The following is a 19778-nucleotide window of genomic DNA, read 5'->3' as shown; positions in this document are numbered from 1 at the left end:
CGAGAGCGTACTGATTTCCTTGACGTAGTTTCTTACTATTTAAATGTGAGCTTGGGAAGCTTTAGCTGGTCTGCTTTTCAAGGAGAATATGATATTTTCCTTGATTCTCATAGCTCTGCTTGACTTAGGTTTAAGTCTGTTTTTCAGGTCGAGTTCAAGTCCATCCAGATAGGTAGTGTCAGCTTAAGATGAACGTAGATACATTTACCCAGCAGGTACAGTCACTCCACGGGCGTTTAGCCCAGTTGTATCGAGATGCGAATGCCTCAGTACTGCCGGAACCCAATTTGCTGTTGCCTGTAGCCTTCAAGGAACTTGGCACAGCTTCAGAAGCACTAGAACTAGCCGCAGAGAAACTAGTTCAGCAGACTGAGGAACTCGCAGCTACGCGATCGCGAATCGAAGTGGAACGGCAGCGTTACCAAAGTCTGTTTGATTTCATGCCGAATGCGTACCTGGTGAGTGACGCACATGGGAAGATTCAGGAAGCTAACCATGCGGCGGCTGAACTGTTCAACATTGAGCCGTCATTCTTGGTGGACAAACTGCTAGTCAGCTTCATCCCACTACAAGAACGTCAGGTGTTTCGTTCCAAACTAACTCAGTTGCAGCAGTGCGATCGCGTGCAAGAGTATACAGTGCGTATGCAACCCCGTAAAGGTGAGTTCTTTGACGCAGCTTTGAGTGTAACGCCTGTGCGAGACGCACAGGGTAATCTAACTCGCTTGTGCTGGATAGTACGCGATATCACCGAACGCAAGCGTGCTCAGTTGGCGCTCTTAAGTCATGACTACGACCCTAGTCAAGATCGCCCAAGGCATTGTTATTCTAAAGGAGAGCTTATCTCCCTAGAACCCCAGAAGATTTGGCTAGTTTGCCAAGGTATAGTAAAGCTCAGCACAATGAGCGAAAGTGGTGATGAGATACTTGTGGGCTTAGCAGGACCATTGATGCCATTTGGCTCTACGATGACTTCTCTGAGTATTTATCAAGCAACAGCCCTAACGCAAGATGTTCAGTTAGTTTCCCTTTCTCTAGAAGAAATCACCGCTTCCCCTCGTCTGACGCAGTCTCTTTTACCTCAAATAAGCGATCGCGTCCGGCAGACAGAATCGCTACTCGCGATCGCAGGAAAGCGACAAGTGAAAGATCGTTTGTACTATCTGTTGCTGTGGTTAAAACAGGAATTTGGTCAAAGACTGGCACAAGGCACTCGTTTAAGTGTTCGCCTCACGCATCAAGAGCTTGCCGATGCCTGCTGCACTACCAGAGTCACGGTTACGCGAGAGCTAAGCAAGTTACAGAAGCAAGGGAAAATTACATTTGACTCCCAGCATCACATTGTCTTCAGCTCGACTCCATCCCAGCAAGCGGCATAAATCAACAAAAAACCAAGCGTTGCACATCAAAGGGAGAAAACGGTAGGGGGACTCCTCCTACAACACGCTCATCCCACAGTTGTGCAACGCATCTCCCTTTAACGCTGTAGCAATTGAAGAAGGCAGGAGGCAGAGGGCGTTTATGTATTCTTCAGATGGGGATTGAGAGCCTTCCTCCCTATCAGTTCCAGATGACTCGTGAAGAAGGCATTGGGATAAATTCGCTCTGCCCTTTGCCTTTTCTTGTTCACACTAGACGAACCTGACTTGAAAGATGTTAAAGCGCAAAGTCTTCCTCAAAGTTTTCGCGAGTCAGTGGCTGGTCAAGGACTATCCCTTCGCCCCCTAGCACCTCCAGTGGTTTCCCCTCCACCTCAATCCATACCTTAGATGCTGGGTCTAAACTACTGGCTGTATAAAGAATTTGTGCCACACGACCTGTCATTGAAGCGCTGCCACCGCCAGCCGTAAATTCCTTTGACAAATCTACATGCACGCCATCAGCTTCCAGAGCAACACCCCGAAGTTCCGTGCCCTTAGGAATGGTTGTAGTCAAAGCTGGGTCAGCAGGACCACTCAATAAGCTTTTAAACGCACCCTCTAAAATTTCACTTGGCTTGTCAACTTTCTCTAGCATTATCGAACTGGGAACGACTTCAATTCTGTTGTTGACATCATTAAGCCAATAGACCTGGACTTTTTCCTCTGCCGTTGGCTGTAATGCCTGAGAGGACTTAGGAGTTGTTGGGGCTGGTGGTATCTGGGAAGACATGAACGAATTCCACGCTATCCAAGCTGCCCCCCCTCCTGCCGTTAATAGCGCGGCAGAAAGACCAGCAACGAGTCCCAAAGGAACGCGACGAACTTCTTGTTGGTGTTGGTCTTGCATATCAAGAACCCTCCATGAGAATTAAAGAGGATGGGCGTAAACAGGTAACTACAGGTAAACCGGATGCTTTTACGGATGATGCACTCCTATAGTCGATGCAAATTATTGACTTGGTGGGTCAACTCGGACAAATGCGGCTAGCTCTAACTCGTCAGCATTGATGTCTAATTCTAAAAGTCGTGCTGTGATGCCTGCATCTTCCAAGGTACGGAGATTAAAGCGGTTACCGATACCTCCAGCAAACCCGCCAACTAACTGAGGGGGGAGGACTCTTCCATTGATTGAAACGGATGGCTCAATCAGTTGTAAGCTGCGCCCAGCAATGATGTTCAGCCCTGACTCAACGGTGATAGCTAATAACTCAGCATTCGTTTCCTGCACTTCGACCTGAAAACGGATACGGTCATTATCTAGCAAATCCACCCGTGGGTTGAGAAATTCATACCGCTCGGCTGAACCCCCCAGAAGCTGACCCGCAATCGCTCGCAATCGAGCGGTTACAGTAGGAGATTGTAGAGTCTGGTTGAGATCTGCTTCGGCTAACACTAAACGCAACCCAGCCTGTACAGGTTGCAGGAAAGAGGCTCTTGGTGATTCCTCATTACCCCGTCGAAGACGCTGGAAGTCGATGTTAATCGGGTCAGTTTCCATCTCCAACGCCTCAATCCGAACATTCGGCGTCACCCACAACCCTCTACCAGCAATTCGCACTTTCTCCACCTTACCTTGCAAAGCTTGGTAACTAGGAGTGTTGTCAACCCGGACTTGCAATTGCTCCACTTTGTTCAAGCGGGAACGGAAGTTACTTTCGATCACCTTGTCGATGACTAGACCAACGGGAGAGACACCAGCGAGTAAACCAGATAGGAGGATGGTCAGAAATTCCATAAGTTTGTCAGGCTCTAAGCTTTCAAAGCGGTGTCAATCCACTGCTTGAGGGTAGGCATTACTTCGTCAATGGCAATGTCCTGAGACTTTTTGGTTGCCCGTTCGACGACTTCCACTTTACCTTCTTTAAGCGATCGCCCTGTCACAATCCGGTATGGAATCCCGATTAAGTCCGCATCTTTGAACTTTACACCTGCCCGTTCGTTGCGGTCATCGAATAAGGTTTCGATACCTGCCTCATTGAGTTGAGTATAGAGTTTTTGGGCTGCTGCCATTTGGTCAGCGTCTCCAACGTTTGGAACTGAGATGATCGCATGGTAAGGTGCGATCGCAACGGGCCAGATAATCCCATCTTTGTCATAAGACTGTTCTACGGCTGCCTGTGCAACACGCGACACGCCGACACCGTAACAACCCATATAGAAGGGAAGTTCTTCTCCTGACTCACTGGTATAGGTTGCCCCCATTGATTGGGAATACTTTGTCCCCAATTGGAAGATGTGTCCAGCTTCGATGCCGCGTGCGCTTTGCAGAGTTTGGCTGGGGTCATGAATTGCGCGATCGCCTGCCTTTGCCTTACGCACATCCACTACCCGTGGCAACTGGAATTGCTCACCCCAGTTTGCGCCGACAACGTGATAGCCTGACTCATTTGCCCCCGTGAGGAAGTTTTTCAGCTCAACCGCCGTTTTATCGACCAAGCGCAAGATCTGAGGCGCAACTTCTTTACTAGGACTGATGTAATCATCGCTAATATCAGGTGCAATATAGCCCAAGGGAAGTGGTTTAGATGCCCATTTTTGCTGACTATTTGCATCCGGTACAGTAAGCGCTATGACTGTTTTGGCATTGTATTGCTCTGCTGCTGCTGTTATCTCATTGAATAACTTCACTTCGTTCACATCCTGATCGCCTCGGATGCTGACTAGTACCAACACCGTCATGCCGTTGTCATAGACCACCTGATACAAGACATTCTTCAAAACATTGGTGGGAGAGCATTTTAAGAATTGACAGACGGTTTCGATTGTTGGGGTGTTAGGCGTTTCGCGTTTTTCATACGTGGTGAATGGCGAAGGTTCAGCATCAGGGGGTAATGAAACAGCTTTTTCTGTGTTGGCGGAGTACTTGCCATCTTCGGTGTAGAGAACTTCATCTTCCCCTGCATCTGCCAGAATCATAAACTCTTGAGAGCGGGAACCCCCAATCGCGCCGGAGTCAGCTTCAACGGCTCTAAACGCTAGACCACTGCGGCGGAACATATTGTGATAAGCCTGATTCATCTTCTGATAACTCTGCTCCAAACCTTCGGGATCTACATCGAAGGAGTAGGCATCTTTCATGATGAATTCTCGTCCGCGCATCAGTCCAAACCGGGGTCGAATTTCATCCCGGAACTTGGTTTGAATCTGATACAGGTTTATCGGTAGTTGCCGATAGGAGCGAATCATATCACGAGCGATCGTCGTGATGACTTCTTCATGGGTGGGTCCAAGTCCCAATTCCCGGTCTTGGCGGTCTTTGAGGGCAAACATGATACCCTCAGCTTTGGTGTAGGTATCCCAGCGTTCCGACTCACGCCATAAGTCAGCGGGTTGCAACTGGGGAAGCAGACACTCTTGGGCACCTGTAGCATTCATCTCTTCGCGCACGATTTGGGAGACTTTTTGCAGTACGCGCCACATCAAGGGGAGATAGGCGTAAATCCCGCTACCGATGCGACGAATGTAGCCTGCACGAACTAGTAGTTTATGACTGGGGATTTCCGCTTCTGCTGGATCTTCCCGCAGGGTGACGAAAAGCATATTAGACAGTCGCATCGTATGTTCCCTTTCTATAACTGGATTCTTGTTTTTTCAGTCTAGAACATCAGTTGCTATACTTAACGCTAAATACTGTGCAACTCAAAGGTAAAAGCACGGTGACTTCTATTGTTAAATCTATTAAAAACATCCCCATCCGGTTAACAGACGAACGTTGGGAGCATATCATCAGAGGGCATCCAGAAGTAATTGACCAAAGACAGAAGATTCTAGAAACTGTTGCTAATCCTCAATCTATCTTTGAAGGAGGTGAAAAAGAACTTCTAGCAGTAACAGAACTAGAATCTGGAAAATGGCTTGTCGTTGTCTATCGAGAACTTGAGGAAGATGGTTTTATTATTACTGCATATGCGACCCCAAGAATTAATTCTTTGAAAAGGAGGAACAGGGTATGGCCGCTGTGACCAACATTGATATTCAGGAATACTTATTAGAATTAGTTACCTTTGTAAAAAAAATTCCAAAAATAGATTTTCAAGTAGATTACGATTCTGAAGCAGACGTAATGTACATTAATTTTGGAGACACAACTAAACCTGCTGCTGATAGTGAGTATGCTGATAATGACCTAATTATTAGATATGATGAGCAAGACGAAATTATTGGGTTTACTATCTTACACATAAGTAAGCGTTAGAAAGCATAATTTTATAATGTAGAATTAATTTTTCAAACTTTATGTATTTATTGAATTTAGTAATGCCTGGTTGTAAGACCTTGTATCATCATAATAATGAGGCAAACCTAGGCAACTACAAATATAACCATAGGATTTATACTTTCGCTAATTTTAGGATCGAGCCAGTTGATAATCCCTCAAATTTAGAAACGTATGATGCAGTTTTAGTAAGAGAATCTACCAAAGAAGTTCGAGAGGAACTTACTCAAGTTGGTGGAGGTTTAGTGGCAGAAATAATAAATGTTTATGACAACGGAGTTCATGTACTTGTAGAACGATATCAGGTAGCTGGTTATATAAATGTACTTGATGAAATTCGCCTAAAGTTACAAAACCCTACAAGGATGATTACAAATTCTACAATTCCGACAAAGCATTTCAATACTTAGGAAGCGGAGATGGTTCTGCTGCTCGACCGCAACCCCGATGCTGCAAAATAGAGTGAATTTGGGTTGAAAGTTGCGCTCTCTCTGGAGTCTCATCATTCGGTAACAAGCTCCATTCACGCACTGGCGCTGGTAGCCAAGTCAAGGTGTAAGAAACGGAGCCTTTGCAAAGATACCAAGACAAGCGGCGCGGTTGCTTGCGGCAGTTGAACCCATCGGCACGTACAGACGCAACAACCCTGTCGCCCTCAGTTTTGAGGCGAAGCCATTCAGAATGTTTCATTGTATGATTTGGGTGATTATTTGTAGAAAGGGCGATCTGCAAAAATGCGATAAATGCAAAAATGCGTGAAGCGCAGCTATCCCGAAGGGAATCGCCTGTTATCTATGGAAGGCTTTCTCAAACTAGACGCACAAGGCGATTGAAATCGCGGCTACACAAACGAAACCCGCCAGCGCGGGTTCAAACCCTTGCAAAACGTTGAGTCCGCGTAGGCGGACATAGTTTGTATAGCCCCATGCTTTAGCATGAGGGCAACATGCTCCGTGTGAGAAACTACCCATAGAAGACAGGGAAACAGGAAGGGTAGAGACTTCCTAATAAAGTTTCCCCGTCATTTTTATTGTCTACCACCGGAACAAGTGTCCGGTTACTAGGGGAAAATGGTAAACGATACAAACTCAAATAGCAACCCTGAATTGGCAACTCTTAAACAGTTACGCGAACGACTGGGAATGACGCAGGAAGAATTAGCGACTGAGCTAGGAACAACAAGCAGAACAATCAGACGTCACGAAACAGGCGAAAGACAAATTAGGTTCTCGCTCCCTCAAATTAAACGATTGATTGAGCGGCTACCAACTTAAGGCGGGACAAGATTAAGAAAAAAGCCGAGAAGGAGTGAGGGCTTAGTTCGCGACACATGGTCGCGAATTAAGAAACCAGACAGACCCTAGAAATTAAGATATTGTGATGCCATCAAAGGCAGGAAACCAGTAGAGCCTTCCGCTACATCAGGTAGAACCGGGAACTGGAAACCAGTTCATACATTGAAAAGATTTTAAAGCTAACAAAGGTGAAATTCAGATGGGACAGTAGGTAAACCAACTGTTGTTTCCAAAAGGGGTTTTCTTGGCTTTCTAGGTGTTGGTAGCTCTCCCATTTGAGAGACAACCCATTGGAATAGATCGGGAAATGTTTTTCCAAATAAACGCTCAGCTGCTGTCGTGCCATCACAACGCTTGATGTGAAAATTATGGATGAGTGTCATGATTTTTAGTCGTCTTAAGGATAAGCCGCGACGATTGTGATAAACCTGAGATAGATAACCATTGCGACCTTCCACAGGAGAAGAACTGCGTTGGAATTTACTCACCATCCAACTCGCCCAATTTAACCATTGCTGTAAATTAGTATGACTGACGGTGGCTGTAGCTGGATGATGCATCAAAGCCTCCCATGCCTGTTGATAAGCAAGCTGATAGGTTCTTTTGAGAGTTCCAGTTTTAGTTCGTCGCACCTGTTGTTGCCAGTAAACAGCAGGCAGTAACTGCTTTTTAATCCAATCTAAACGAGAAGATTCAAGTTGATATGACCCTAAACAGCCATCAATCCATGACCACCAAATATCTACCACAGCAGATAGCTCTTGAACTTGGCGTGCGAACTTATTAATACTATCGCGCTGGTCTTTCAAGCGATGAGCTTGCTTTAAAGCTTTAAGCTGATCAACCTCTCTCAACAGAAGGGTTTTAACTTGAAGGCTGCTTTGAGGAGAACTATCAGCTAGAGCAAAAGGATGTAAAGAAGTACTGATACGATGAGAACAATCCTGGTAAGTTCGATTTGAGCTTTGCAACAGAGATTGTTCAGTTTCTAATTGTTTAATCAGCTCGGTTGACTGGTGATTAGAGCGAGCAAGTTGGAGTTGCTTTTCAATTCGACTAGCTAAACAATTGAGTTCCCAACCCAGGCTCTTACTTAATTCAAACAGAGCATGGAATAAGTCAGCAATGCTGGGACATCCTAGGTCATTTAGGGCGAGTTTTACTAAAGCTTTGGCTCGGTCGCTCACGAAATACTTGACCTTGAAGCCGAAGTCTTGTAGAGCTTGTTGAGTAGAAAGCTGCCAAGTCGGATACTGTCGATTCTCTGTTAACTCCTCAACTAAAATATAGCCGGAAGGTAAATCCAGCATCACTAGAACAACTTGGTCAAAAAACTTTTCATCGGCTGCCGCACAAAGTTCTACTTCGCGACCGTCTTGTTTCAATTGAGATTGAACATGTAGTTGATACTCTAGAATTTTCTCTTCCATGCGGGTTCTTAACTGACGTAGGGCACTCGGAGATACGCCAATATGTTGTTGCAGGCGCAACAGATGGAAAAATTTCGATAATCTCTCACAGCCAATACCTGCCTCAAGAGCAAACACAAATACTGCCGCAAAGACTAATAGACGGGCTGAGGGAGGGGATGTCATCGCGCTTGTTGGTGTGGGGAATGCGATCGCGCTTGTTAGTGTGTGGAATGCGATCACACACAAAGCCTTCCTCAGCTTAAGAGGCTACTACTGTGCTAACTTCGATGCTCCGCTAGTTGCTGACGGATTGCTGTTTGAATTTTGTTATCGAAATCTGGGTCATCAACTCTTGTAATGACTGGGCGCGATCGCTCTCGACGCCTTGACAGATAAGCCTGAAAAGCAGCTTGATCTTCTCGATGCTTGAGAAAGTACCGCCTTAACTCTTTGTAAGACATAGCCGTGTAGTCAACTTGACTCATTACAGCACCTCTCCACTTGGAGTAATTTCTTGCCTCGATTTCCTCGTTCTGCCCTGCCAAGATATATAAATTCTGAGTTCGACCGTCGATGCAAATAAGGTGGATGGGCTGAAACAGCATATATGTCAACTGGTAGCCAATTCGATACAAACACCTCAGTTGCGCGTCGGTAGGCATCAAACTCCCTATGTCGTGAAGAATGTCTATTCAGTATAACTTTAGGTGCGATTGCCTTCGGCACCAGCGTTAGCGTTTGCAAAGCATGGTGCGAAGCAGCAAAGCGAGGCGCTAGCCTGTGCCAACAAAACTTCCTTAACATTGACATCACGATACTGACCATTCAGGGAATCCATCGGATGATCACCTCCTACTGCACTAACGTTAAGAGCATCGCTTAAAAATCCTAGCTAGAGCGAAGGGGGAGCTAGGGAGTAAGATCTTTCTGGTCTATTCCGTCTTAATCTCAAGAATGAGCCAGATTTCTCCCCAAACGTCAACCCGTTCCCAAATCACCCCGTTTAAGCAGCCAGCTGAATGGCTCTATTCCTTTTGGAAATTCTCGCGTCCTCACACGATTATCGGCACCAGCTTAAGTGTTTTTGCCTTGTATGTGATTGCCATAGCCACTACTGGCAGCCACTTCACAGTAGTGAGTTTAGAGCAATTAGTGGGCGCTTGGATTGCTTGCTTGTGCGGCAACGTTTATATTGTCGGGCTGAATCAATTAGAAGATGTGGAGATTGACCGGATTAATAAACCGCATCTCCCTATTGCGGCAGGTGAGTTTTCGAGGCGACAAGCTCAACTGATTGTAGGGATTCTTGGCATCTTAGCCTTGCTATTAGCAGGATTACTCGGTTTGTGGTTGCTCTTAATGGTGAGCATCAGTTTAGCGCTAGGAACAGCTTATTCTTTGCCGCCAATACGCTTGAAGCGATTTCCTTTCTGGGCTAGTTTTTGTATTTACACTGTGCGGGGCGCAATTGTTAATTTAGGGCTGTTTTTGCACTTTAGTGACCGTCTATCTGGGAATGTTGTTTTTCCACCTGCACCAGTTTGGGCATTAACGCTGTTTATTGTGGTCTTTACGTTTGCGATCGCGATTTTCAAGGACATCCCCGATATGGAAGGCGATAAACAGTACAACATCACCACGTTTACGATCCAGCTCGGTAAGCCAGTTGTCTTTAACCTTGCCCGTTGGGTAATTACGGTATGCTACCTGGCTATGATACTTGCCGCGTTACTAATCCTACCTTCGGTGAACCCAATTTTTCTGGTGGTTACGAACCTACTGGCGTTAGGTTTACTGTGGTGGCGTAGCCTCAGTGTTGATTTGCAGGATAAAAGTGCGATCGCGCAGTTTTACCAATTCATCTGGAAACTCTTCTTCCTGGAATATCTCATCTTTCCAGTAGCTTGTCTTTTAGCTTGACAGAATAACAATCTTGGGGATTTATCCTTAAGGAACGTGATTTAATAAATTGCAATTCTCACTCTAGTTGTAGCTCCTGAGATTTCTGCCTTCACCCGACTACGCTTCGCTCCTATTCACTACTTCCATCACCAATGTTTAATGAAAAGTATAAGTTTTAAGAAATATTTAGGCAGTTTCTCTCTCTAAATAGAGAGGTCTCTTCCTAAAGATTCTCTTATTCTTAAAGGGTAGTAATAGATAAGTACATACTTACTATTGCTCGTGTACATTTCATTAAGTTTTAGAGAAATCAGGGCGCTCTACTGAATATTAAAAAACTTTAAATACTGCGCCTACTATCATGGTGAATTTCCGCCTATTGATAAGTGTGGTCACAGCGACTGCATCAATCGTCTTGATGCCAGTGACCAGTTGGCTAGATGGTAGCTTAAACCTATTAACAAGCCCTGCTTTAGCAATTCCTGCACAAACCCAAGCAAATTTTAGTTATGTCCCGCCTCAGCGGGGAATGCCCAGACGAACCCAAGGAGCAGGTTCGCGAGGCTGTACTGGGTCTCAGGCGGTGGAACTAGCACTAGTTGTTCCCAACGACCACACAGCAGAAACCTTGTCAGGTCATCCAACGTTCTCTTGGTATGTCTCCACTGTGCCATCGGAACCTTTGGAATTTGCCTTAGTGGAATCAGGCGTTGCCGAGCCAATCTTTGTAAAACAGCTACAGCTACAAAAGGCTGGTATTGTTCAGCTAGAAATGCCAAAGAATCTGCCGGAACTCGTTCCTGGCAAAGAGTACCGTTGGTCTGTAACCTTAATTTGTAATGCAGATCGACGCTCTAACGACACCTTTGCTCAAAGTTGGATTAAGCGTGTGCCTAGTACGCCAGCACTAGAGCAACAGCTAGCAACAGCGACAACAGAACGCGATCGCGCCTTAGCCTATGCTGAAGCTGGACTTTGGTACGATGCGATCGACACGCTCATTGCTGCCCAAGCGTCTTACTCCACTAACTCATCTATCCGAGAAGATTTCCTAGTACTACTTGAGCAGGCAGGGGTAACTGGCATCCCAATGCAAGCACAGCAACGCTTAGCAAAATATTAGGGATTGCGCCTTCTGGTGTGCCAAAGCAATAGCGGTAGGGAATAAGGAAAATTTATTCCTTTCCCTTTAAACCTTCCCGTTTTCCCTAACCAGAATAAGATATCTATAGGCATACTGGGATAAGGAGGGCAGTTGAAACTACTCCCTGCTAATTCTCCTAAAGTTGACGTAAGCTAACGATGAAACGTAAATCCAGATCCACAACTATTCCTAGTCCTAGAGAAAAAGCCCCAGCTTCCAAACCCCCTTTATTTGATTTCAACTTCACTTACATGGCAATTTTGGGTGCCGTCCTGGCGCTGGGGGTTGGGATAGGCATTGCGTTTGCTTCCACAGCGAGTTCAAACCCACAGAATTTGGTAACCCGTGAAGCCATCGACCGCAGTGCACCAAATGCTGAGCTTTGTGTTCAGTATGGAGCAAGTGCGATGGTTACAGATATGCGTGTCTATGTGACGATGAGTCCCTTTAGCGTCTACGTTACCCAGCCTAATATGCAACCGGGCTGTGTCTTGCGTAAGAACAACTGGTCAATTCTGGAGCAAAGGAAACTCGTTACCTCTGAGCAGGTGCGCGAATGTAAGAACCGCATGAATACGTTTGGCTTCACTGGGGCATTAGAAGGTTCACCAAAAATTGCCTGCATCTATCAAAACAATGACGCGGGTAATACCTTCTTCAATCAACCTGGCACAGTTGGTCCACGACCAGAAACAGAGGATTTCTAAGCCAAGGAATTACCTTAATTACTAATCGCTGAGAAACGCCAATCGGACTGTAGCTGAACTTGTAAAATTTGACCTGGCTGAATTGTTGTACCCGGTTGGCGAAGACTCTGGTTGGTGGTAGTTTCTTCAGGAGGAGTGACTTCGAGATTATCGGATTGAGCTTCAAAGGGAAGATTACTTCCACGGAGTACTATTGCTTTTGCAATGAAGCGACTGCCTGTACTACTCGTTTCAAAGTATCCAATAACTGGTGTCCCAGCCGAGGCAATGACTTGATTATTGCGATCGCGCAAGTCCTCCTGAAGTAGCAACACTTCCTGCCGTAACTGATAGGCTTGAAGATTGAGAACCTTTTCGCCGGGATAGCGCAGACTTAGCTGAGTGCCACTGGGTAATAGAATTTCTGGATTTACATCAGTCTCCGTTGACTCCTGCGACATAAAAGCGGCTGCTGGCTCAAGGGTTGGTATGCCGCTTTGAGGTATAAATGCTGGTTCAGTCGATGTTGTTTTCTCTGGCAATGGCTGACCAAATTCAATAACTGGGGATGAATTAGGAGTAGGAGATACATTTGCGGGTGGAAGCTCAGGTGGTTGAGCAGGTGTAACGGCTGGAAGGGTTTCAGCAGGAATCGGTTGTTGCAGGGGAGGAACGCTAACGCCGGGGGCTTGATTTGTCGGAAAGATCGCCGGGGGTAGGGTTAGAGAAGGTATAGGTGTTTGTGCCAGAGATGTTGAGGCGTTAGGCAACTGCTCTTTTAAAGGAAAGGTGATCGCACTAGTTTGTCTCACAGAAGACATCGCGATAATCATTGCCACGCTGACAACGCTGAACGTTCCCAGCCTCTGAAAGCGATATCCCACACCTTTTTTTGGTCTACTACTATGCCAACATCCTTGCGTCCAATTGTCTTGCCACATTGCTCTCGCTCCTAGTGAAAGTTGGAACCTTATCTAGGTTCAGAACAATCCTAAAGCAATCTGGTGGCTATCAACTGGGATGCTACAGTTCAGAACCCCCAACTTCCTCCGTTTTCCTACCCCAATCCTTACGACGGTATAACTGCATCAATCCCCTTTGTGGAGAGGTGTAAATGAGATCGTATCCCTCCTCTAGTTGTTTGAAGATAGACTTCGTGTTTTCAAGAGTACGATGTCCCTCAAGGACTTGCCAAATCAGCACATAATCTACATGTCCTCCTGTCCGTTGGGGATAGTTGAGGAAGTCTACCCTAGGAGGCTCAGCTTCGATCCCCCAGTTACCTTTGCTCGGATAATTCTCGATACCAATATGTAGAAAGGGGCTAGTCTCAGAACGGTAAGCAATTGGGAAATAGTCTAACGCCGCTTGGTAATTATTGAGAACAACAACGTGTTTTTGTGCCGCAATGTATCCCGAAACGTGCCAAAAAGGTTTAACCCGGCGTGATAGAACCTTTCCGTCGGGCGCGTGTCCAGTATTGGAGAAGGAGAGAGGGAGAAGAGTCGTATTTGGCTCAATCAGGTGCATACCTGAGACGTACTCTTCTAAGTAGCTGTTCAGCTCTGCATACTGTATTGTGTGGACTCCAAGCAGCATTAAAGTAATTGCCACAGCAACTAGCTGGATTCTTTGCTTGACAATCCAGTGGTACGACTGCGCCCCAAACCAGAGAATTAGGATAAAAAACGGATAAAACAGCAGTCGCTGCTTGATATTACCGCCGCCAGACATCTTATCGGGTGCAATACAGTACATGAGGACGTAGGCAACAACAACCAAGAGAAAGCCATCCCAGACATTTATCTGACGATGAGCTAGTTTGGTGATGAGAACATATAAACAAGTCGCTGCAAACAAACCTGCTAGCGCTATGGATAACAAAAACTCCGGTTTCTGAAAGGAGACGAGTGAGTGGAGGCTAAGCAGATAAAATATATGTTTCCAAGTCAATCTAGACGTGTCAATGTCGGAGTTGACTGTTGACTTCCGAGCGAGAAACATCACAACAAGGATGAGTGTCGGCAAAAATGCACAGAGTGGTACAAGTACTCGCATACGCAGCACTTGAGCAAATGATCGCCAATTAAATTTCTGCTGACGTACCTGTGGCGCGAGCTCGAGAATCGTCAACCATACCGTTAAAAATGCGATCGCTATATACGCCGTTACCAACGAGAATAAATGGCAGAAGTAGAGCAATAGTGAGAGAACACTTAAGGTAATTACCCTACGAAACGTGAAGTGGTTCTGGTGCTTCAGCCAGTAACCAACGACAAAAAAAAACATCGCCATGCTGTACGAGAAGTTGTAAAAGCCCATGTGAAGCACATAGTTGTAAATAAACGGAAACGCCAGAAATGCAAGAAATACTGCATCTGGACGAACCGCGTACAGCGCATAGCGGATTGAGATGGGCAAGAGGATGATATAGCCACTCAAGAGAAGCTTCTGGGCAATAAGTGGTGGCACAATATACATCAGTCCTGCTAAGGAAAGATGGGTAAACCAGTTTGGAGTAAGGTTTTTGTTGAGTAAATAATACTCCCTGAAAGCAGAATGTTCAGGGAAATAATACCCACGGAGAACGCTAGCACTGTGAAGGTGTGCCGGTCCATCTTGTGAAGGAAAGTAATTAAAAAACCAGATCGGCAATAGATGAATAACTATCAGTAGCACAAAAAAGAAATTTTCTCTCTTACTCAGCCAGCTACTGATACCTTTCCAAGAGTAGATGCAGCTCGAAAAAAAACTGGAAGATTTGTTCACAGTTTTACCAAACATCAAATTAGGGAACATTATTCTCTGAATACCACAGACAGACACTTTAAAAAGTGTTTTAGCTTACTTCAGTTGCTTATGTTTTCAAAAATCTTTGAAAACATATTTTGACAAAAGTAAACTTTTAAGGTAAAGGTAAAGGAGCTGGTTTGTAGGTCTGGCGCTTTACCCCCTTCATTGGCACCAACCTAAAGATAATCCATACATCACACACTCAAGGTAATCGGTTTGATGGTTAAATTGACTCAGTTCGCGGCTAGTTGAGAGCCGCTTAGGGGAAGCCTACCAAAATTGGACTCAACAATGCTTAGTGAATCGTGAATTTCAATATAATCCACCCATTGATATCCCTCTTAAATCTTGAATTGGAGTAAAGTGACTTGACGAAACTCATCATCCAAATCCCCTGTTACAACGAAGAAGGAAGCCTGGAAGTTACCCTTTCTGAACTCCCGCGTGAGCTGCCAGGTGTAGATACTGTAGAGTGGTTGATTATCAACGATGGCAGCATTGATAAAACCGTGGAAGTGGCTCAAGCTCACGGTGTTGATCACATCGTCAATTTTGAACATAATCAGGGACTTGCGAAAGCCTTCATGGCGGGAATAGAAGCTTGTTTGAAAGCTAACGCTGATATTATTGTTAATACCGATGCCGATAATCAGTATTGTGCTGATGATATTCCAAAACTAATTGAACCGATTTTATCGGGTAGGGCTGAGATTGTTGTTGGCGCACGACCAATTCAACAAATCAAGCATTTTTCTCCTACGAAAAAGTTCCTACAAAAGTTAGGTAGTTTGGTTGTGCGGATGGCTAGTAATACAAAGATTCTCGATGCGCCTAGTGGCTTCCGAGCAATCAGTCGTGAGGCAGCGCTACGGTTAAATGTATTTAATGAATATACCTATACCTTAGAAACTATTATTCAAGCCGGACAAAAAGGCATGGTCATTACATCTGTGCCAATCCGAACTAATCGGTATTTACGACCTTCGCGTTTAGTCAAGAGTATCCCATCTTATGTAAAGCGATCGCTTTTGACAATCCTGCGAATCTTCATGACCTATAAGCCCTTGAGATTCTTTGTAATCTTGGGTACGATTCCTTTTAGTTTAGGTTCGCTGCTTGGTGTTCGCTGGTTAATCTTGTTCTTGAGTGGTACTCCAAAAGCTCATGTTCCGAGTCTGATTTTGGCGGCAATTCTCATTTTGATTGGTTTTCAATTGTGGATGTTTGGGTTAGTCGCTGATTTAATGGCAGTGAATCGTAAGATGCTAGAAGATGTCCAGCTAAGACTCCGCCGACTTGAAGTTGATTCTCAAAACGTGAAGGAGTACTCCTCCACGAAGTTAGTGAAGCGGTAGAAATCATGCGATCGCTTTATAAACACCACGGGTGCTATGCTGAGCCGATACTTACGCCAATTTCTCACCACTCCAGTCCCAAAAGCCTCCAAGTCACAAGTCATCTTTTGGTTTAGTTTAAGTCTGGCTTTTGCAGCGGTTTATAGCACTATGTGGCTGCAACAAGCCTTCAGTAGTGAATATGTTGTGCAGGATGATGCACGACAGCACGTATTTTGGATGCGTCGGTTTTTAGACTCTGAGTTGTTCCCGAATGATTTAATTGCTGATTATTTTCAATCTGTTGCTCCTTGGGGTTATACCACTCTATATCAGTTATTTGCAGCTATAGGTATTGACCCAATTCTTTTTAGTAAGTTCTTGCCAGTTGTCCTGGATTTAGTAACGACTGGGTACTGTTTTGGTGTTTGCTTAGAAATTTTACCTGTCCCAATGGCAGGTTTTATTGCTTCTCTAGTATTAAACCAAAATCTTTGGTGCAAAGAAGACTTAGTTTCAGCCACTCCTAGAGCATTTATCTATCCACTACTTCTTGCCTTCTTGTACTATTTATTGCAGCAAGATAGGAAGCGATCGTGTTTAACTGATTTCTTACTCCCTTGTATGGCTGTAATTGCTTTGCAGGGTCTTTTTTACCCTCAGTGCGTTTTCATCTCGGTGGGAGTTCTAGTACTACGCTTATTGCGCTGGGAACAGGGGGAAATCAGATTTTCTCGGCACCGAAGTGATTATCGGTTCTGTGCGGCTGGTTTAGGAGTAGCGATACTTGTACTCTTACCCTTTGCCCTAACAACGTCTCAATTTGAACCAGTGATTAGTGTAGCTGAAGCGAAGACACTACCAGAATTTTGGTCAAAGGGACGAGCAAGCTTTTTCCGTGATAATCCTTGGAGGTTTTGGTTGGGAGGGCGCAGTGGCATATTTCCAGAAATGCTACTTACTCCAGTAACCCTTAGTGCTAGTTTATTGTTACCAATATTGCTGCGATATCCTTCTAGATTCCCCTTAGTAAGGCAACTGAGTAACGAAAGTATCGTTTTAATTCAGCTAATTATCGCATCAATTGGTCTATTTTTTGCAGCTCATGCTTTGCTATTCAAGCTCCATCTACCGAGCCGTTATACACAACATAGCTTGCAAATTGTGCTAGCGCTATCGGCGGCGATCGCATTAACCCTCATGTTAGATGCCCTGTTGTATTGGGCGCAACAGCAAAGACAACCAAGATGGCAAAAAAGACAAGTTCTTGCACTTGGAACAACTCTATTACTAGCGATAGTTTTAGCACTGTATCCAAGCTTAATAAAAAATTTCCCAAGAACACAATATAAAGTCGGTGAAGTACCAGCCCTTTATCAGTTTTTCGCCCAACAACCTAAAGATACCCTTATTGCCTCCCTAGCTGAAGAAGCGGATAACCTGCCAACATTTTCTCAGCGTTCCGTCTTAGTCAGCCCAGAATATGGAATCCCTTACCATACTGGCTACTATAGTCAATTCCGTCAGCGAGTCATTCACCTCATCCAAGCTCAATACAGCCCAAATTTAGCCGGATTACAAAGCTTTATTCAAAAATACAACATCAATTTCTGGTTACTAGAAAAACAAGCATTTGAAGTAAATTACATTGATAAAAATCGTTGGATTAAACAGTTTCAACCTGCCGCAGCAGAAGCCCAAGCAAGACTCGAACAAGAAATTACGCCAACGTTAGCAGGCTTAGTAGAAACTTGTTCTGCCTTCAAGACTCAAAAATTCCTTGTATTGAGTGCAGAATGTATAAAAAAACAAGATAAAGCTAACTACAAAATTGCACTAAATTGAGCGAGAATTCAAGCCACGCCTTACCTCAACACTTTGCATTTAAACTAAGCCTTTCATGAGTAAAGACCTATTCGCCCGTGAAGCATTAGCTCAAATCCCCAAAATCTTAACGTTGCTTGACCGCAATGCCCACAGCCCTACCTATGGCTGCTTTGACCGCAACTTCTGGCAATACAAAATTATCGACTTCCCCAGTGGCATGTCGCAGGAATTTGTCTGGCCCCTTGCTTTGGCTTACGAGACTGATGTGCCAGACAATCCATTTTACCAACAGCCAATCATTCGAGATTGGGTAGAAGCAGGCATTCTCTATGCGGCGAAGAGTGGTCATCCGGATGGGTCTTGTGATGATTATTTTCCCTTTGAACGGGCTGGTGGTGCAGCGGCATTTTCCTTGCTGGCGTGCATTGAGAGTTACACCCAACTGGGACTTAATAATTCAACTGCCCTAAGATTTTTTGAACGTCGGGCAGATTGGTTAGCGCATCACAATGAAAGTGGACGCCTGACTAATCACCAAGCTTTAATTGTTCTGTGCTTAGAACTCCTGTCCAAGCTGTTGCAAACTTCTAAGTGGGATAAAGCGCGGGTACAGCGTTTGGAAAGGGTATTGTCCTGGCAAAATCCTGAAGGTTGGTTTCAAGAATACGAGGGTTGTGACCCTGGTTACCATACCTTAACGATTTCCTGTTTAGCGAGGATTTATCAACTAAGACCCGATCCACGCTTGAAGGAAGCCTTAATTAAAGCGGTAGAATTAGCGGCTGAATTTGTGCATCCCGATGGGTCGTATGGTGGCGAGTACACCAGTCGCAATACTTACAATTTCTTTCCCCACGGGTTTGAACTTGTTGGGCAGTGGATGCCGGAGGCGTTGGAAATAAGCGATCGCTTTTTAGTCGGACTCGCAAATGGTCTTGCACCTTGTTACGCTGATGACCACATTATTGGTCACCATACCTGGAATTATCTCCTAACTTGGCGAGATTTTGTTGAAGATAGACCCAAGCCTACACTACGTCCTACAGGTCGCGTTTGGTTCAAGGAAGCCAAAATCCTCATTGACCGCCGCCAGGACATCGAACTTTATTTAGCACTGAATAAAGGCGGTGTTTTTAAGCTATTTCGCGGTAATCAACTGATTGCATCTGATACTCAATTTTCGCTGCAAGTGCTGGAAGGTGGTAAGGTCAAAAACGCTGTTGCTCATCTGGTTGACACTTATCAAGTCAATGTTACTGAAAACGAAATTGCTATCCAAGGTCAATTGGGATGGGCGAAACAAAAGCAAATGACACCTGCCAACTTACTAATTCTACGGGTTGTCATGTTAACCGTTGGACGCTTTTTTCCAAATTTAATCCGCAAGTTATTACAAAAAGTCCTAATTACTGGCAAGAAAGCTTCACCCTATTCTTTCCGCCGACGTTTGTCTTGGGAAGATGGAAAATGGCACGTTATAGACGAATTACAAGCACAGTCTTGGGAAGGTGTGATTAGTGCTGGCATTGGCTGTGACCAAACATCAATTTATGTCGTCATGAGTCGCACCTTTCAGCGAGGGCAATTACAACCTTGGCTTGACCTCACACCTGAAGTCAAAAAACTTGCTCCTAGTGAATCGTTGAAAATAGAGCGGTATCTTTAAGAATAAAAAATTGAGCCTTAGAGAATAGTGATGAAGTACTAGGTGATATGAAGGTTTCTTGACCATCACCTACAGCCCATTG

General features: G+C 44.9%; 20 protein-coding genes. 11 read left to right on the top strand and 9 right to left on the bottom strand.

What is annotated here, in order from left to right:
* The first annotated feature begins 188 nt into the window (after positions 1 to 188).
* Positions 189 to 1379 (top strand): PAS domain S-box protein, encoded by a 1191-nt coding sequence (locus tag H6F98_RS11795; RefSeq protein WP_192218883.1) that lies wholly within the window; start codon positions 189 to 191, stop codon positions 1377 to 1379.
* A gap of 277 nt (positions 1380 to 1656) precedes the next feature.
* Here the strand turns inward: H6F98_RS11795 and H6F98_RS11790 are convergent, their stop codons facing one another.
* The 3 genes from H6F98_RS11790 to H6F98_RS11780 all read right to left on the bottom strand — a co-directional run bounded on the left by H6F98_RS11790 (position 1657) and on the right by H6F98_RS11780 (position 4976).
* Complete coding sequence (locus H6F98_RS11790; RefSeq protein WP_192218882.1) at positions 1657 to 2268, bottom strand: GerMN domain-containing protein; 612 nt, start codon at positions 2266 to 2268, stop codon at positions 1657 to 1659.
* 102 nt (positions 2269 to 2370) lie between these two features.
* Entirely contained in the window at positions 2371 to 3156 is a 786-nt protein-coding gene (locus H6F98_RS11785) for a DUF2993 domain-containing protein (RefSeq protein ID WP_192218881.1), read from the bottom strand.
* 14 nt (positions 3157 to 3170) lie between these two features.
* Positions 3171 to 4976, bottom strand: a complete 1806-nt coding sequence (locus H6F98_RS11780) for a proline--tRNA ligase (protein WP_192218880.1) — start codon at positions 4974 to 4976, stop codon at positions 3171 to 3173.
* A gap of 101 nt (positions 4977 to 5077) precedes the next feature.
* Here H6F98_RS11780 and H6F98_RS11775 point away from each other — a divergent pair, with 101 nt between their 5' ends.
* From H6F98_RS11775 to H6F98_RS11765, 3 genes are read left to right on the top strand one after another with little or no spacing between them, the layout of a single operon-like run.
* The gene (locus tag H6F98_RS11775; RefSeq protein ID WP_192218879.1) at positions 5078 to 5383 is read left to right on the top strand and encodes a hypothetical protein; all 306 of its coding nucleotides are present in this window, start codon (positions 5078 to 5080) and stop codon (positions 5381 to 5383) included.
* Complete coding sequence (locus H6F98_RS11770; protein WP_192218878.1) at positions 5371 to 5616, top strand: DUF2283 domain-containing protein; 246 nt, start codon at positions 5371 to 5373, stop codon at positions 5614 to 5616. Before H6F98_RS11775 ends, H6F98_RS11770 begins: the two co-directional genes overlap by 13 nt.
* Positions 5617 to 5657: 41 nt before the next feature.
* Positions 5658 to 6047, top strand: a complete 390-nt coding sequence (locus H6F98_RS11765) for a hypothetical protein (protein ID WP_192218877.1) — start codon at positions 5658 to 5660, stop codon at positions 6045 to 6047.
* Here H6F98_RS11765 and H6F98_RS11760 read toward each other — a convergent pair.
* Positions 6037 to 6327, bottom strand: coding sequence for a hypothetical protein (locus tag H6F98_RS11760; RefSeq protein ID WP_242058495.1), 291 nt, complete (start codon positions 6325 to 6327; stop codon positions 6037 to 6039). The two genes, H6F98_RS11765 and H6F98_RS11760, sit on opposite strands and share 11 nt — an antisense overlap.
* 380 nt (positions 6328 to 6707) lie before the next feature.
* On the opposite strand from H6F98_RS11760, the gene H6F98_RS11755 reads away from it, so the two are divergent.
* Positions 6708 to 6911 carry a DNA-binding transcriptional regulator gene (locus H6F98_RS11755; RefSeq protein ID WP_192218876.1) on the top strand — a complete coding sequence of 68 codons (204 nt, stop codon included), beginning with the start codon at positions 6708 to 6710 and terminating at the stop codon, positions 6909 to 6911.
* Between the two features lie 200 nt (positions 6912 to 7111).
* Here the strand turns inward: H6F98_RS11755 and H6F98_RS11750 are convergent, their stop codons facing one another.
* From H6F98_RS11750 to H6F98_RS34040, 3 genes are read right to left on the bottom strand one after another with little or no spacing between them, the layout of a single operon-like run.
* Positions 7112 to 8584, bottom strand: a complete 1473-nt coding sequence (locus tag H6F98_RS11750; RefSeq protein ID WP_192218875.1) for a DUF6399 domain-containing protein — start codon at positions 8582 to 8584, stop codon at positions 7112 to 7114.
* Between the two features lie 38 nt (positions 8585 to 8622).
* Entirely contained in the window at positions 8623 to 9006 is a 384-nt protein-coding gene (locus H6F98_RS34440) for a DUF6887 family protein (RefSeq protein ID WP_313929846.1), read from the bottom strand.
* Between the two features lie 41 nt (positions 9007 to 9047).
* Positions 9048 to 9182 (bottom strand): hypothetical protein, encoded by a 135-nt coding sequence (locus tag H6F98_RS34040; protein WP_277927569.1) that lies wholly within the window; start codon positions 9180 to 9182, stop codon positions 9048 to 9050.
* A 116-nt stretch (positions 9183 to 9298) separates the two neighbouring features.
* On the opposite strand from H6F98_RS34040, the gene H6F98_RS11740 reads away from it, so the two are divergent.
* From H6F98_RS11740 to H6F98_RS11730, 3 genes are all read left to right on the top strand, one after another.
* The gene (locus tag H6F98_RS11740; protein ID WP_192218873.1) at positions 9299 to 10264 is read left to right on the top strand and encodes a homogentisate phytyltransferase; all 966 of its coding nucleotides are present in this window, start codon (positions 9299 to 9301) and stop codon (positions 10262 to 10264) included.
* Between the two features lie 370 nt (positions 10265 to 10634).
* Complete coding sequence (locus H6F98_RS11735; RefSeq protein WP_192218872.1) at positions 10635 to 11369, top strand: DUF928 domain-containing protein; 735 nt, start codon at positions 10635 to 10637, stop codon at positions 11367 to 11369.
* 179 nt (positions 11370 to 11548) lie between these two features.
* Positions 11549 to 12097 carry a DUF3172 domain-containing protein gene (locus H6F98_RS11730; protein WP_192218871.1) on the top strand — a complete coding sequence of 183 codons (549 nt, stop codon included), beginning with the start codon at positions 11549 to 11551 and terminating at the stop codon, positions 12095 to 12097.
* Between the two features lie 14 nt (positions 12098 to 12111).
* Here the strand turns inward: H6F98_RS11730 and H6F98_RS11725 are convergent, their stop codons facing one another.
* Both H6F98_RS11725 and H6F98_RS11720 read right to left on the bottom strand, forming a co-directional pair.
* Positions 12112 to 13017 carry a hypothetical protein gene (locus H6F98_RS11725; protein ID WP_192218870.1) on the bottom strand — a complete coding sequence of 302 codons (906 nt, stop codon included), beginning with the start codon at positions 13015 to 13017 and terminating at the stop codon, positions 12112 to 12114.
* A gap of 82 nt (positions 13018 to 13099) precedes the next feature.
* The gene (locus H6F98_RS11720; RefSeq protein ID WP_192218869.1) at positions 13100 to 14557 is read right to left on the bottom strand and encodes a hypothetical protein; all 1458 of its coding nucleotides are present in this window, start codon (positions 14555 to 14557) and stop codon (positions 13100 to 13102) included.
* 680 nt (positions 14558 to 15237) lie between these two features.
* On the opposite strand from H6F98_RS11720, the gene H6F98_RS11715 reads away from it, so the two are divergent.
* From H6F98_RS11715 to H6F98_RS11705, 3 genes are read left to right on the top strand one after another with little or no spacing between them, the layout of a single operon-like run.
* Positions 15238 to 16224 carry a glycosyltransferase family 2 protein gene (locus H6F98_RS11715; RefSeq protein ID WP_192218868.1) on the top strand — a complete coding sequence of 329 codons (987 nt, stop codon included), beginning with the start codon at positions 15238 to 15240 and terminating at the stop codon, positions 16222 to 16224.
* A gap of 36 nt (positions 16225 to 16260) precedes the next feature.
* The gene (locus H6F98_RS11710; RefSeq protein WP_192218867.1) at positions 16261 to 18048 is read left to right on the top strand and encodes a hypothetical protein; all 1788 of its coding nucleotides are present in this window, start codon (positions 16261 to 16263) and stop codon (positions 18046 to 18048) included.
* A 55-nt stretch (positions 18049 to 18103) separates the two neighbouring features.
* The gene (locus H6F98_RS11705; RefSeq protein WP_192218866.1) at positions 18104 to 19696 is read left to right on the top strand and encodes a hypothetical protein; all 1593 of its coding nucleotides are present in this window, start codon (positions 18104 to 18106) and stop codon (positions 19694 to 19696) included.
* The last annotated feature ends 82 nt before the right edge of the window (positions 19697 to 19778 follow it).

The organism is Microcoleus sp. FACHB-SPT15 (genome assembly GCF_014849525.1).
GTDB lineage: Bacteria > Cyanobacteriota > Cyanobacteriia > Cyanobacteriales > Coleofasciculaceae > Symplocastrum > Symplocastrum torsivum.
The sequence above is the reverse complement of the archived record's forward strand: the minus strand, read 5'-3'. Positions and strand labels throughout refer to the sequence as shown.

Bases quoted from the DNA above. Each gene is read 5' to 3' on its own strand.
- H6F98_RS11720 (WP_192218869.1), bottom strand. From the start codon at position 14,557: ATGTATATTGTGCCACCACTTATTGCCCAGAAGCTTCTCTTGAGTGGC.
- H6F98_RS11790 (WP_192218882.1), bottom strand. From the start codon at position 2,268: ATGCAAGACCAACACCAACAAGAAGTTCGTCGCGTTCCTTTGGGACTC.
- H6F98_RS11730 (WP_192218871.1), top strand. From the start codon at position 11,549: ATGAAACGTAAATCCAGATCCACAACTATTCCTAGTCCTAGAGAAAAA.
- H6F98_RS11760 (WP_242058495.1), bottom strand. From the start codon at position 6,327: ATGAAACATTCTGAATGGCTTCGCCTCAAAACTGAGGGCGACAGGGTT.
- H6F98_RS34440 (WP_313929846.1), bottom strand. From the start codon at position 9,006: ATGCCTACCGACGCGCAACTGAGGTGTTTGTATCGAATTGGCTACCAG.
- H6F98_RS11795 (WP_192218883.1), top strand. From the start codon at position 189: ATGAACGTAGATACATTTACCCAGCAGGTACAGTCACTCCACGGGCGT.
- H6F98_RS11740 (WP_192218873.1), top strand. From the start codon at position 9,299: ATGAGCCAGATTTCTCCCCAAACGTCAACCCGTTCCCAAATCACCCCG.
- H6F98_RS11765 (WP_192218877.1), top strand. From the start codon at position 5,658: ATGTATTTATTGAATTTAGTAATGCCTGGTTGTAAGACCTTGTATCAT.
- H6F98_RS11780 (WP_192218880.1), bottom strand. From the start codon at position 4,976: ATGCGACTGTCTAATATGCTTTTCGTCACCCTGCGGGAAGATCCAGCA.
- H6F98_RS11725 (WP_192218870.1), bottom strand. From the start codon at position 13,017: ATGTGGCAAGACAATTGGACGCAAGGATGTTGGCATAGTAGTAGACCA.
- H6F98_RS11785 (WP_192218881.1), bottom strand. From the start codon at position 3,156: ATGGAATTTCTGACCATCCTCCTATCTGGTTTACTCGCTGGTGTCTCT.
- H6F98_RS11755 (WP_192218876.1), top strand. From the start codon at position 6,708: ATGGTAAACGATACAAACTCAAATAGCAACCCTGAATTGGCAACTCTT.
- H6F98_RS11770 (WP_192218878.1), top strand. From the start codon at position 5,371: ATGGCCGCTGTGACCAACATTGATATTCAGGAATACTTATTAGAATTA.
- H6F98_RS11705 (WP_192218866.1), top strand. From the start codon at position 18,104: ATGAGTAAAGACCTATTCGCCCGTGAAGCATTAGCTCAAATCCCCAAA.
- H6F98_RS34040 (WP_277927569.1), bottom strand. From the start codon at position 9,182: ATGGATTCCCTGAATGGTCAGTATCGTGATGTCAATGTTAAGGAAGTT.
- H6F98_RS11710 (WP_192218867.1), top strand. From the start codon at position 16,261: ATGCTGAGCCGATACTTACGCCAATTTCTCACCACTCCAGTCCCAAAA.